12 protein-coding genes and 1 pseudogene are annotated in these 13056 nt (G+C 66.9%); 12 read left to right on the top strand and 1 reads right to left on the bottom strand.

The features are described from left to right. The first annotated feature begins 111 nt into the window (after positions 1–111). The 5 genes from kynB (at position 112) to BFE01S_RS17310 (ending at position 4426) form a co-directional block, all read left to right on the top strand. On the top strand, positions 112–759 hold the full coding sequence (gene kynB, locus BFE01S_RS17330; protein ID WP_028226604.1) for an arylformamidase: 648 nt from the start codon (positions 112–114) through the stop codon (positions 757–759). An 87-nt stretch (positions 760–846) separates the two neighbouring features. Then, on the top strand, positions 847–2097 hold the full coding sequence (gene kynU / locus BFE01S_RS17325; protein WP_028226603.1) for a kynureninase: 1251 nt from the start codon (positions 847–849) through the stop codon (positions 2095–2097). 11 nt (positions 2098–2108) lie between these two features. Continuing rightward, positions 2109–3092: a tryptophan 2,3-dioxygenase gene (gene kynA, locus BFE01S_RS17320; RefSeq protein ID WP_028226602.1), complete on the top strand. Its 984-nt coding sequence runs from the start codon at positions 2109–2111 to the stop codon at positions 3090–3092. Between the two features lie 189 nt (positions 3093–3281). Beyond that, entirely contained in the window at positions 3282–4118 is an 837-nt protein-coding gene (locus tag BFE01S_RS17315) for an RNase A-like domain-containing protein (RefSeq protein WP_028226601.1), read from the top strand. 8 nt (positions 4119–4126) lie between these two features. Next, positions 4127–4426 carry a contact-dependent growth inhibition system immunity protein gene (locus BFE01S_RS17310; RefSeq protein WP_028226600.1) on the top strand — a complete coding sequence of 100 codons (300 nt, stop codon included), beginning with the start codon at positions 4127–4129 and terminating at the stop codon, positions 4424–4426. Between the two features lie 203 nt (positions 4427–4629). On the opposite strand, the gene purM is transcribed toward BFE01S_RS17310, so the two are convergent. Then, positions 4630–5691: a phosphoribosylformylglycinamidine cyclo-ligase gene (purM, locus tag BFE01S_RS17305; RefSeq protein ID WP_028226599.1), complete on the bottom strand. Its 1062-nt coding sequence runs from the start codon at positions 5689–5691 to the stop codon at positions 4630–4632. Between the two features lie 180 nt (positions 5692–5871). On the opposite strand from purM, the gene BFE01S_RS17300 reads away from it, so the two are divergent. From BFE01S_RS17300 to panB, 7 genes and pseudogenes are all read left to right on the top strand, one after another. Next, positions 5872–6948, top strand: coding sequence for an AI-2E family transporter (locus BFE01S_RS17300; protein WP_028226598.1), 1077 nt, complete (start codon positions 5872–5874; stop codon positions 6946–6948). 28 nt (positions 6949–6976) lie between these two features. Then, a pseudogene (gene hda, locus BFE01S_RS39035) lies at positions 6977–7657 on the top strand (DnaA regulatory inactivator Hda); the annotation flags it as partial. 584 nt (positions 7658–8241) lie between these two features. After that, on the top strand, positions 8242–8928 hold the full coding sequence (locus BFE01S_RS17290) for a histidinol-phosphatase (protein WP_028226597.1): 687 nt from the start codon (positions 8242–8244) through the stop codon (positions 8926–8928). Beyond that, the gene (gene pcnB / locus BFE01S_RS17285) at positions 8925–10619 is read left to right on the top strand and encodes a polynucleotide adenylyltransferase PcnB (RefSeq protein ID WP_028226596.1); all 1695 of its coding nucleotides are present in this window, start codon (positions 8925–8927) and stop codon (positions 10617–10619) included. Before BFE01S_RS17290 ends, pcnB begins: the two co-directional genes overlap by 4 nt. Positions 10620–10736: 117 nt before the next feature. After that, entirely contained in the window at positions 10737–11363 is a 627-nt protein-coding gene (gene folK / locus BFE01S_RS39030; RefSeq protein ID WP_042337854.1) for a 2-amino-4-hydroxy-6-hydroxymethyldihydropteridine diphosphokinase, read from the top strand. 58 nt (positions 11364–11421) lie between these two features. After that, a complete protein-coding gene (locus tag BFE01S_RS17275; protein WP_028226595.1) occupies positions 11422–12102 on the top strand; it encodes a deoxynucleoside kinase in 681 nt (226 codons plus the stop codon). Positions 12103–12150: 48 nt separating this feature from the next. Continuing rightward, on the top strand, positions 12151–12969 hold the full coding sequence (gene panB, locus BFE01S_RS17270; RefSeq protein WP_028226594.1) for a 3-methyl-2-oxobutanoate hydroxymethyltransferase: 819 nt from the start codon (positions 12151–12153) through the stop codon (positions 12967–12969). Positions 12970–13056 lie beyond the last annotated feature (87 nt).

Below are 13056 nucleotides of genomic sequence, written 5' to 3'. Positions count from 1 at the left end.
TGACTTAAATTATGTGCCAACAACCGTGGTCCGCGGCGTTTTTTTCGCAAGCACATTTCACTCTAGCTTGCCTATCATTCGAAACACAAGCAGCGAATGCAGATCAAAAACATGAACGATCTTTGGGACATCACCCCGCCCATCCAGTCTGAGACGCCCGTCTGGCCCGGAGACACGCCTGTCGGCATCGAACGCGTCTGGCGCATGGAAGCCGGCTCGCCCGTGAACGTGGCGCGCGTGACGCTTTCGCCCCACACGGGCGCGCATACCGACGCCCCGCTCCACTACGACGAACACGGCGCGCCCATCGGCGCGGTGCCGCTCGACGCCTACCTGGGCGCATGCCGCGTCATCCACTGCATCGGCGCCGCGCCGCTCGTGCGGCCGGAGCACGTGGCGCATGCGCTCGCGGGCGTGCCGCCGCGCGTTTTGCTGCGCACCTACGAGAAGGCGCCCGTGACGCACTGGGACAGTGCGTTCTGCGCCGTGGCCCCGGAAACGATCGACCTGCTCGCGGCGCACGGCGTGCGTCTGATCGGCATCGACACGCCTTCGCTCGATCCGCAGGAATCGAAGACCATGGACGCACACCACCGCATCCGCGCGCACCGCATGGCGATCCTCGAAGGCATCGTGCTCGACGCGGTCGCGCCCGGCGACTACGAGCTGATCGCGCTGCCGCTCAAATTCGCGACGCTCGATGCCAGCCCCGTGCGGGCCGTGCTGCGCGCGCTCCCGCAGACGCCCCAGCCGGCCTGAGCGGACGCCCCCGGCACACCGACCGATTCAACCCGATACCGAACCGACCGAACCACAGAACCACCGAACCCCCACCCCATGACCGCCATGAACCACCGTACCGAAGCCGAGGCGCTGGACCGCGCCGACCCGCTCGCCGCGCTGCGCGAGCAGTTCGCGCTCGCGCCCGACACCCTTTACCTCGACGGCAACTCGCTCGGCGTGCCGCCGAAAGCCGCCGCCGCACGCGCCCAGGCCGTGATCGGCGAGCAATGGGGCGACGGGCTGATCCGCAGCTGGAACACCGCCGGCTGGTTCGCGCTGCCGCGCCGGCTCGGCAACAAGCTCGCACCACTGATCGGCGCGGCCGAAGACGAAGTGGTCGTCACCGACACGATCTCGGTGAACCTCTTCAAGGCCCTCTCGGCCGCGCTGCGCGTGCAGAACGAACGCGATCCGAAGCGCCGCGTGATCGTCTCCGAACGCTCGAATTTCCCGACCGACCTCTATATCGCGCAGGGCCTGATCGAGCAGCTCGACCGCGGCTACGAACTGCGTCTGATCGACGATCCCGCCGATCTGCCCGCCGCGCTGACCGACGACGTGGCCATCGCCATGATTACGCACGTGAACTACCGCACGGGCTATATGCACGACATGCGCGCGGTCACGGAACTGATTCATGCCCGCGGCGCGCTGGCGCTGTGGGATCTCGCGCACTCGGCGGGCGCGGTGCCCGTGGACCTGAACGGCGTGAATGCCGACTACGCCGTGGGCTGCACGTACAAGTACCTGAACGGTGGCCCGGGTTCGCCCGCCTTCGTGTGGGTGCCGAAGCGCCATCAGAATGCGTTTTCGCAGCCGCTTTCGGGCTGGTGGGGTCACAAGAAGCCCTTCGAGATGAGCCCCGACTACCGTCCCGACGACGGCATCGGCCGCTTCCTGTGCGGCACGCAGCCCATCGTGTCGATGTCGCTCGTGGAATGCGGTCTCGACGTGTTCCTGCAGACCGACATGCAGGCCATCCGCCGCAAGTCGCTCGCGCTCACCGATCTCTTCATCGCGCTCGTGGAAAGCCGCTGCGCCGGCCTCGACCTCACGCTCGTCACGCCGCGCGACCACCAGGAACGCGGCTCGCACGTGAGCTTCGAGCATCCGCACGGCTACGAGGTGATGCAGGCGCTGATCGCGCGCGGCGTAATCGGCGACTACCGCGAGCCGCGCGTGCTGCGCTTCGGCTTCACGCCGCTCTATGTGCGCTTCGTGGACGTGTGGGACGCCGTGGAGACGCTGCGCGACGTGCTCGCCGGCGAACACTGGCGCGCGCCCGAATTCGCCGCACGCGGCGCAGTGACCTGAGGAGACCCGCCATGACCGATCACATGCAGATTCCCGGCATGCCGGACGCGGGCGCGAGCCCCGAAGCCCAGGCAGCGGACGCCGCTCCGCGCGGCGGGTGCCCGTTCGGCGGCACGGCGGCGGCGGCGCCTGCGCGCGAGAACGCTGCGGGCGCCGCAGCAGGTGAAGCCGGGGAAGCCGGCTGGCACGACGCGCAGCTCGACTTCTCGAAGTCGATGAGCTACGGCGACTACCTGGCGCTCGATGCGGTGCTCAACGCCCAGCATCCGCTCTCGCCCGATCACAACGAAATGCTGTTCATCGTGCAGCACCAGACGAGCGAGCTCTGGATGAAGCTCGCGCTCTATGAGTTGCGCGCGGCGCTGGCAAACGTGCACCGCGATGCACTGCCGCCTGCGTTCAAGCAGCTCGCGCGGGTCTCGCGGATCCTCGAGCAACTGGTGCAGGCGTGGAACGTGCTCTCCACGCTCACGCCCTCCGAGTACACGGCGATGCGGCCGTATCTGGGCGCGTCGTCGGGTTTCCAGTCGTATCAGTACCGGCAGATCGAGTTCCTGCTCGGCAACAAGAACGTGCAGATGCTCAAGCCCCACGAGCACCGGCCCGAAATCCTCGCGCAGGTGAAGGCCACGCTCGAAGCGCCTTCGTTCTACGACGAAGTGATCCGCCTGCTGGCGCGGCGCGGCTTTGCGATTGCGCCCGAGCGGCTCGCGCGCGACTGGTCGCAGCCCACCGTTCACGATGCGACGGTGGAAGCGGCCTGGCTCGAGGTGTATCGCAATCCTTCGCAGTACTGGGATCTCTACGAGATGGCCGAAGAACTCGTGGACCTCGAAGACGCCTTCCGGCAATGGCGCTTCCGCCACGTCACGACGGTCGAGCGGATCATCGGGTTCAAGCAGGGCACGGGCGGCACCAACGGCGCGCCGTACCTGCGCAAGATGCTCGACGTGGTGCTGTTCCCCGAACTGTGGCACGTGCGGACCGTGCTGTAACGGCGCTCGCGTCGCCCGCGAACGCGGGTTGGGAGTGAAAATGGCCAGCATTGCTGGCCATTTTTTTGCGCTGCGGCCCGCTTGCAAGCGGGCCTTGTGCTTTATCTCCCGCCAGAATCATCCGGCGCCCATAGCCGGGCGCAAGTCCACCTGTTAGCGTGACATCCCGATAGAAATATGAGGGTTCACATGTCGCAGGTGAACGAATCAGACGGCGTACGCGTCGTGCTGAGTGCTCCACAACTGGCAGCAGTGTTGGCTCGCCAGTCGATTAGTCTGAGCGAAATGCTTTCCAACCGCCTATGGGGTGGTTTGCAGGTTGTCGGCGGCGTGCTGGAAATGGTCGGGGCAGCGGCGCTATGTGTGCTGCCGGAACCGACGATGGCGAGCAAGGCTGGATGTGTCGTGTTCGGCGTGCATGGATCAGATACGGCTTCGGCGGGTCTACGTCAGACCTGGACGGGTCGCGACACGGCTACCCTCACGCAGCAGGGTACGACGAAGCTGGCCGAGGCGATGAAAGCCAGCCCCGACATGGCGAACAGTATCGGTCTGTCGCTCGATATAGTCGTGCCGTTCGGCTTCGCTGGCTCAATCAAAGCCGCGCGGGCAGCCAGCGTTACAATGGGCCGCATCAATCTGCAAATCCATGAGGCAAAAACGCTCAATCCAGATCTGGGCGGCCACACCCTTCTGAAGCATGTTGGCAAGAACGAAGCATGGCTACTTGACCGACTTAAAAAGGAGCCAAAACGTGACGTTGTTTCGTCCTTCTATAACATTCAGGTAGCAGAGTTCGCCATATCGGATGTCATGAATGCCAATGCGGGGAGAATTCAGAACTGGGCTCGTTCACCAACCCGTACTATTCCTCTTACCCTGGCTAAGCGGGTAGACGGAAACATTGGGTATGGAATTGCGAGGAAAGACCTCAAACTAACGCAAATGAACAAAGTTACAGTCGTATTAAAATATAAAACCTACAACAATATGCCGTATTATATACTTACCGCCTTTGTCGGCTAAAGGAAATCATGTTTCCAGATCGCTATCCCCGGATGCATGAGATTTTTGGTGCCTATTTCAATCAAGATTTCGACTTATGGGGCGATACGATTCCGGAAATTGTCGCCTGCTACAAAAGAGACAGCCCACCCGACTATCATCGCGAGTTAATTACCGAGATAGATTCATTTCTCGATGAACACTCCAAGGATCTGGATTCCGCGTTTCAGCGCGATTGTTATTCGGGGTTTAATCCAGCCTTATGGGGCTATACGACCGCGTCGTTCCTTGACGAGCTAAAGCGGCTCCTGGGCGAGCAAGCACCTTGACGTGTGCGGCCACGCCCCGGGCGTATGCAAGGCGTGCCTGCATCGCCCGCTCGAACAACCGAAATCGCTGCCCAATGTAAAACGACCCGGTCGCTCATGCGACCGGGTCGTTAATTCAAGTCCTGCTTGTTACGCCGGTTACGCCGTCCGCTACCTTCGAAAAAAGCCTTAACGGAACGGCGTCAAAACTCAAAAAAACCGCCTCAAACCACCACAGTCTGCGCTTCGCCCGCCTGGCTTTCGCGCACCACGCCGATCTTCCAGACCTGCTCGCCGGCCGACGAGAGCAGCGCGAGCGCCTGATCGGCCTGATCGGCGGAAACCACCACCGCCATGCCGATGCCGCAGTTGAACACGCGGTGCATTTCCGCATCGGCCACGCCGCCGTGCTTCTGCAGCCACGAGAAGAGCGGCGGCAGCGGCCAGGCGCGCTGGTCGAGCTCGGCCGTGAGGCCGTCGCGCAGCACGCGCGGAATGTTCTCTACGAGGCCGCCGCCCGTGATGTGCGCCATGCCCTTCACCGCCACCTGCTGCATGAGCGCAAGCAGCGGCTTCACGTAAATGCGCGTGGGCGCCATGAGCGCGTCGGCCAGCGTGCGGCCGTCGAAGTCGGCGTTCAGGTCCGGCTGCGCGCGCTCGATGATCTTGCGCACGAGCGAAAAGCCGTTCGAGTGGATGCCGCTCGAAGCGAGACCCAGCACCACGTCGCCCGGGGCGATCGTGCTGCCGTCGATAATCTTGCTCTTTTCGACCGCGCCCACCGCGAAGCCCGCGAGATCGTATTCGCCGTCGGGGTACATGCCCGGCATTTCCGCCGTCTCGCCGCCGATCAGCGCGCAGCCCGCCAGCTCGCAACCGTAGGCAATGCCCTTCACGACGGTGGCCGCCGTGTCCACGTCGAGCTTGCCGCAGGCGAAGTAGTCGAGGAAGAAGAGCGGCTCGGCGCCCTGCACGAGGATGTCGTTCACGCTCATCGCGACGAGATCCTGACCCACCGTGTCGTGTTTGTTCAGATGAAAGGCGAGGCGCAGCTTGGTGCCCACCCCGTCCGTGCCCGAAACGAGCACCGGCTCCTTGTAGCGCTTCGGCACCTCGAAGAGCGCGCCGAACCCGCCGATGCCGCCCATCACGCCGTCGCGCAGGGTCTTCTTCGCAAAGGGCTTGATGCGGTCGACGAGTGCGTCGCCCGCGTCGATGTCCACGCCGGCGTCGCGGTACGAGAGGCCCTGGGCGCCGGCGCCCTGGTCGGATTTCGGTTGATTCATGGGGAAGTGCCAGAAGGTCGGTAAAATGCGATTTTAACCGATTGAAGGCGCCCCGCCGCCGCGCCCAGGCCGAGAAAGTGTCCGCCGCGGCGCCCAGGGCGCGCCGCCGGGCCTCGCACCCGCCAATCGGGCCGCCCTACGACCGAAAACCCACGCGCCCCACGACCGGAAACCCACGTTTTGTCGCCGAATACACCGATTTTCACGCCGTATCAGCGCCAGGCCTTCATCTGGGCCGCGCTTGCGATCGCCTTCGGCATCGTGCTCTGGCTGCTGCGGCCGGTTCTCACCCCGTTCCTGCTCGGCGCGATCCTCGCCTATATCCTCCAGCCGGGCGTGGCCTGGCTCGTGCGCCGCCGCGTGCCGCGCGGCCTCGCGGCACTCGTCATGATCCTGCTGTTCGCGGGCGTGGTCACGATGCTCGTCGTGCTGCTGCTGGCCGTGATCCAGAAAGAAGGGCCGCAGCTCAAGCAGCAGGTGCCCGTCATGCTCACGCACCTGCACGACTGGCTCCAGCCCAAGCTGGCCCTGTTCGGCATGCAGGACTCGCTCGACTTCCAGAGCCTGCGCGACATGGCGACGAGCAAGCTCGAAGACAGCGCCCAGTCGGTGGCCCTCTACGCGTGGGCGTCGCTGCGCACGAGCAGCGACGTGATGATTACCGTGGTCAGCAACGTCGTGCTGGTACCGCTCGTGCTCTTCTATCTGCTCTACGACTGGAACGCGATGCTCGCGCGCCTCGCCACCTTCATTCCGCGCCGCTGGGTTGCGCGCACGACGGAACTGGCGGGCGAGATGGACGCCATGCTCGCGCAGTACCTGCGCGGCCAGTTGCTCGTGATGGCGATCCTCGCCGCTTACTACGCGGTCACGCTCTCGATTGCGGGCTTTGAGGTGGCGCTGCCGGTGGGCGTCTTCACGGGCCTCGCCGTGCTGATTCCGTATCTTGGCTACGCCACGGGCCTCGTGCTCGCGCTCGTGGCCGCGCTGCTGCAGTTCGGCAACTGGTACGGGCTGGGTGCGGTCGCCCTCGTCTATGGCATCGGCCAGGTGCTGGAAGGCTTCTTCCTGACCCCGCGCCTCGTCGGCGAGCGCATCGGCCTGCACCCGCTCGCGGTGATCTTCGCGTTGCTCGCGTTCGGGCAACTGTTTGGTTTCTTCGGCGTGCTGCTCGCACTGCCGGCGAGCGCGATCCTCTCGGTCGCCTTGCGCGAGCTGCGGCGCAGCTACCTCGACAGCACGCTCTACAAAAACTGACACTGACCGATTCAAGCCTGACCCCACCGTGCAGCGACAGTTAACGCTCGATCTCGGCACGCCGCCGCCTTCGACCTTCGACAACTTCCACACCGGCGCCCACGCCGAGCTGGTCGCGCGCCTGCGCGGGCTCGACGCGGCGCTCGCGGCCGGCCCGGTGGCCGACCGCACGTTCTACATCTGGGGCGAGCCCGGCAACGGCCGCAGCCATCTGCTGCACGCGCTCGTGCACGAAGCGCCGCCCGGCCACGCACGCTACCTCGGGCCGCAAAGCGCGCTCGCGGCCTTCGGCTTCGACCCGCGCGTGGCGATCTACGCCGTGGACGACTGCGACGCGCTCTCGGGCGCCCAGCAGATCGCGCTCTTCAACCTCTTCAACGAGGTGCGCGCGCATCCCACCTGCGCGCTCGTCGCGACGGGCGCCACGGCGCCGATGGGACTCGCCGTGCGCGAGGACCTGCGCACGCGCCTCGGCTGGGGGCTCGTGTTCCACCTCGCGCCGCTTTCCGACGAGGGCAAGGCCTGCGTGCTCAAGCGCGCGGCGCGCGAGCGCGGCATCGCGCTCGCCGACGACGTGCCCGCCTACCTGCTCACGCACTACCGCCGCGACATGCCGAGCCTGATGGCGCTGCTCGACGCGCTGGACCGCTTTTCGCTCGAACAGAAGCGCGCGGTGACGCTGCCGCTCCTGCGCACGATGCTGGCCTCCGGGCTGCCGGTGGCGGGCGGCGCCGCGGAAACGCCCGCGGAGGGCGCCAGCGCAGGCGACACCCCCTTCGAAGCAGGCAACGAACTGGACTTCGGCCCCACCGGCGAAAGCGGCGGCTCGGCCCGGGCGAAGGCGCAATCGGAGCCGCAAGCGAACGCACAACCGAACGCACAACCGCCGGAAGCGGCCAGCGAGCCTGCAACGCAGCCGCAAGACGAAACCAGCCGCCCGGCCGCCCCCGACGCCCCCTACGAAGCCCCCCGGCCGCCCGCCGCCCACGCGCGCCCGAGCGAACCCGTGCCCTTCGTCACGCCCACCGACAACGTGGACGGCGAACTCGGTGCGCCGTTTCGCGACGTGGTCGATCGCGAGCTGGGCGGCGCCTTGACGGGCGAGGTCGAAGCCGACGTGAGCGGCGAGCAGAACGGCGAGCTCGGCGGCGACCTGGACGCCTCCGCAGCCGCCGCGCCCCCCTCTTCGCCCGACGCCGCAGGCAGTCCCGCGTCTGCCGCCGAAGAGCACCCACCGAGCCCCGAAGCCGGCACCGGCAACGGCATCACCCGCTTCAAGTAAAATGAGCGCCCATGGCTAACCTTGCACTTTTCGATCTCGATCACACGCTGATCCCCACCGACAGCGACCACGAATGGGGCCGCTTCATGGTGAAGCTCGGCATTGTCGATGCCGAGCGCTTCGCGAAGCAGAACGACCGCTTCTTCGCCGACTACAAGGCCGGCGTGCTGGACATTCACGCCTACCTCGTCGCCATGCTCACACCGCTCGCGAAGTATTCGCGCGCGCAGTTGAAGATCTGGCACGACCAGTACATGCACGAAGTCATCAAGCCGGCCATCGTGCCCGCGGCAATGGAACTCGTGCGCCGGCACAAGGACGCGGGCGACCTCTGCTGCATGGTCACGGCGACCAACGAATTCATCACGGGTCCGATCGCCGGGGTGTTCGGCGTGGACAAGCTGATCGCGTGCGAGGCCGAAACCGTGGACGGCCATCCCGACTCGCCCTACACCGGCCGCCCGACGGGCACGCCCAGCTACCGCGAAGGCAAGATCGTGCGCACCGAAGCGTGGCTCGCCTCGCTCGGCAAGCGCCTGTCCGACTTCGAGCACAGCTACTTCTACAGCGACTCGCACAACGACATTCCGCTGCTCGAGAAGGTCACCGACCCGATCGCGACCAACCCCGACGCCACGCTGCGCGCGCACGCGCAAGCGGCTGGCTGGCCCATCCTCGATTTGTTCCAGGCCTCGTGATCAAGAAATTCATTCGCAAGCTGTTCGGCCAGGACAGCGCCTCCGAAGCGGCCACCGGCGACACGCCGCCTGCGGGCGCCGAGGCCGCGGCAGCCGCCCCCGCCCGCGCGACCCGCGCCGCCGCCCAGAACGGGCGCAAGCCCGAAGCCGCCGGCGACGACACGACGATCCGCGGGCCGAAATCCCGCGCGCCGGCCAAAGGCAAAAGCGGCAAAGGCGGCAGCGCCAAAAACGCCGAGCCGACAGCGCCCGTCATCCTCTCCGCCGACGTCCATGGCATCAACCCGTCGCTCATCTCGAAGAACGCGGTCCGCGTGACCGAAGGCCTGCAGCAGGCCGGCTTCCGCGCGTTCATCGTGGGCGGCGCGGTGCGCGACCTGCTGCTCGGCATTGCGCCGAAGGACTTCGACGTGGCCACTGACGCCACGCCCGACGAGGTGCAGAAGCTGTTCCGCCGCGCGCGCATCATCGGCCGGCGCTTTCAGATCGTGCACGTGCAGTTCGGCCAGGAAATCATCGAAGTCTCGACCTTCCGTGCGCTGGTGGATCCGCCGCCGGCCACGGAGGCGAGCGCTGCCCCTGCCGCTCCTGCCACCTCTGCTGCCCCGGCCGCCTCCGCCGCCCCGGCTTCGGGCGGCCGGCGCATGCGCCGCGAGGAGCTCGACCGCAAGACCCATGCGGTCGACGCGAGCGGCCGCGTGCTGCGCGACAACGTGTGGGGCGAGCAGCACGAAGACGCCACGCGCCGCGACTTCACGATCAACGCGATGTACTACGACCCGGCCACGCAGACGGTGCTCGACTATCACAACGGGATGGCCGACATGCGCGCGCGCCTGTTGCGCATGATCGGCGACCCGGCCACGCGCTACCGCGAAGATCCGGTGCGCATGCTGCGCGTGGTGCGCTTCGCGGCGAAGCTTGGCTTCGAGATCGAAGAGCGCACGCGCGAGCCGATCCAGGAGCTCGCCGACCTCGTCAACAACGTGCCGGCCGCGCGTCTGTTCGACGAGATGCTCAAGCTCCTGCTGAGCGGCCACGCGCTCGCATGCCTCAAGTGGCTGCGCAAGGAAGGGCTGCATCACGGCCTCCTGCCGCTGCTCGACGTGATCCTCGAACAGCCCCAGGGCGAGCGCTTCATCTCGCTCGCGCTCTCCAGCACCGACGCGCGCGTGCACGCGGGCAAGCCGGTCTCGCCGGGCTTCCTGTTCGCCACGCTCCTCTGGCACGACGTGCAGCAGCGCTGGCAGCAGTACACGGCCGCGGGCGAATACCCCGTGCCGGCGCTGCACCGCGCCATGGACGACGTGATCGACGCGCAAACCGAAAAGCTGGCGATCCATCGCCGCTACTCGTCGGACATGCGCGAGATCTGGGGCCTGCAGCAGCGCCTCGAAAAGCGCGGCCGCGGCGCGATCAAGCTGCTGGAACACCCGCGTTTCAGAGCGGGGTATGATTTCCTCCTGCTGCGCTGCGAATCGGGCGAGCTCGATACCGCGGTGGGCCAGTGGTGGACGGATTTCATCGACGGCGACGGCGCCGCGCGCGAAGCGCTCCTCTCCGAAGGCGGCAGGGAGCGTGCACCGCGCAAGCGCCGCCGCCGCGGCGGAGCGAAGAACCGCAAGCCGTCCGAGGGCGAGGGTGCAGGCACGCCGGCGCAGGCCGACGAAGGCGGCCCCGACGAGGATTGACGGTGCGGTGCCGGCCCGCCGCCTGGCCAGACGGCAGGCGGCCGGGCATGGCCGCCCGGCTGCGCGAGGCGTGACGTAGTGAACGAACCGGAAACGACAGTCGCAGGAAGTGAAGCCATGACGGTTGCCTGGCTGGGAATCGGTGCGAATCTGGGGGATGCGCGCCAGACCCTCAAAGACGCAGTGGTGTGCCTCGCACAACAGCACACCCTCACCGTGCTCGCGAAGTCGAGTCTCTACCGCACCGCGCCCGTCGACGCGGGCGGCGACGACTATTTGAACTGCGTCGTGAAGCTCGAAACGCGCCTTTCGGCGCACGAACTGCTGGCGCTGTGCCAGCGCGTCGAGCATCACTTCGGCCGGGAGCGTCCCTTTCGCAACGCCCCGCGCACGCTCGACATCGACATCCTGCTTTACGGCGATGCCGTGATCGACGAACCCGACCTGAGCGTGCCGCATCCGCGCATGACCGGCCGCGCGTTCGTGCTGGTGCCCGCCGTGGAGATCGACGCGGATCTCGAGATTCCGGGCCGCGGACCGGCGAGCGCCTTTCTCGCCGCCGTCGCCGATCAGCGCATCGAGAAGGTCAAGCCGATGTGCCAGTGCATGGGCTCGGCGCCTGTCGCTGCCGCCCCTGCTGCTGCCGCGGACAACGGCAACAACATTGCCAACAACGCCGGCGCCGGGTCAGCCGGCGAGCCGGGGATGCCGCCTGACCCGGCGCCGGGCCGGACTTGCCGGTAATACGCGCGACGATCAGAATGGTCACTATGCTCACGCCGCCCAGCCCGTCAATCCGCCCATGAGCACGCCGCCGCTCGCCCCGGTCACTCGCGCAGCGCGTCCGCCGCTCGCGCACATCGCCATCGAAGGGCCGATCGGCGCCGGCAAGACCGCGCTCGCCACCCGCCTCGCCGACCGCTGGGCCATGCAGACGCTGTTCGAATCGAACGCGGACAACCCGTTTCTCGAGCGTTTCTATCGCGACCCGTCACGCCACGGCCTCGCCGCGCAGCTCCATTTTGCGCTGCAGCGCGAACGGCTCTCGCACGACGTCGCGGCACTGCGGGCCGCGGGCAAGCCGCTCGTCACGAACTTCCTCGCCGAGCGCGACGACCTGTTCGCCCGCCTCACGCTCGCCGCCGACGAGTTGCCGCTCTACCGGACCCTCGCCGCCCGGCTCGCGGCGAACGCGCCGCGCCCCGATCTCGTGGTCTATCTGCAGGCGAGCCCCGAAGCGCTCTACGCGCGCATCCAGAAGCGCGCGAATCCGGCCGAGCTACCCATTTCGGACGCGTTCCTGCGAGCCCTCTGCGACAGCTACAACGAATTTTTCTATCATTACGACCACGCGCCGGTCCTGACCGTCGGCGCCGAACATCTGAACCCGCTCGATTCCGACGCGGACCTTGCGCTGATCGCCGAGCGGATCGAGACGATGCGCGGGCGCAAGGAGTCGTTCGTCAAGGGCACGCCGCGCTAGACGCGCGGCCGCGCCTCTCCCCGTTTCCCTTTCCCTACGGATTTCCCCATGACTTATCTGCAGGAAGCGAGCCGCAGCGCCGTGACCGTGCCCAGGCTCCAGGCGATGCGCGACGCCGGCGAAAAGATTGCGATGCTCACGTGCTACGACGCGAGCTTCGCGGCGCTGTGCGACCGCGCGGGCGTGGACGTGCTGCTGATCGGCGATTCGCTCGGCAACGTGCTGCAAGGCCACACGACCACGCTGCCCGTCTCGCTCGACGAGATCGCCTACCACACGGCCTGCGTCGCACGCACGCAGCCCTCGGCGCTGATCGTGGCCGACCTGCCGTTCGGCACCTTCGGCACGCCCGAAGACGCGTTCGCAAGCTCGGTGAAGCTCATGCGCGCGGGCGCGCAGATGGTGAAGATCGAGGGCGGCGAATGGCTCGCGCCCACGGTGAAGATGCTGGTGGAGCGCGCGGTGCCGGTGTGCGCGCATATCGGCCTCACGCCGCAATCCGTGCATGCGTTCGGCGGCTTCAAGGTGCAGGGCAAGACCGAAAGCGGCGCGGCGCAGATGCTGCGCGACGCCCGGGCTATCGAAGAAGCCGGCGCGCAGCTCGTGGTGATCGAGGCGGTGCCTTCGGCGCTCGGCACGCAGGTCACGCAGCAGTTGCATATTCCGACCATCGGCATCGGCGCGGGCGTCGAGTGTTCGGGCCAGGTGCTGGTGCTGCACGACATGCTCGGCATCTATCCGGGCAAGCGGCCCAGGTTCGTGAAGGATTTCATGGCGGGCCAGCCGAGCATCGAGGCCGCCGTGGCCGCGTATGTGAAGGCCGTGAAGGACGGCTCGTTCCCGGCGCCCGAGCACGCGTTCCAGTAAGCGCGCGCGAAAAAGGGAGCGGCGCTTGCGGCACCGCTCCCTTTCTTCCTTTCCTTTGCTGCTGCCGGCCTGCCGCCGGGCATCGCG

It is taken from the genome of Paraburkholderia ferrariae NBRC 106233 (genome assembly GCF_000685035.1).
Lineage (GTDB): Bacteria > Pseudomonadota > Gammaproteobacteria > Burkholderiales > Burkholderiaceae > Paraburkholderia > Paraburkholderia ferrariae.
Note: the sequence above shows the minus strand (reverse complement) of the source record. Positions and strands in the feature narration are given on the sequence as shown.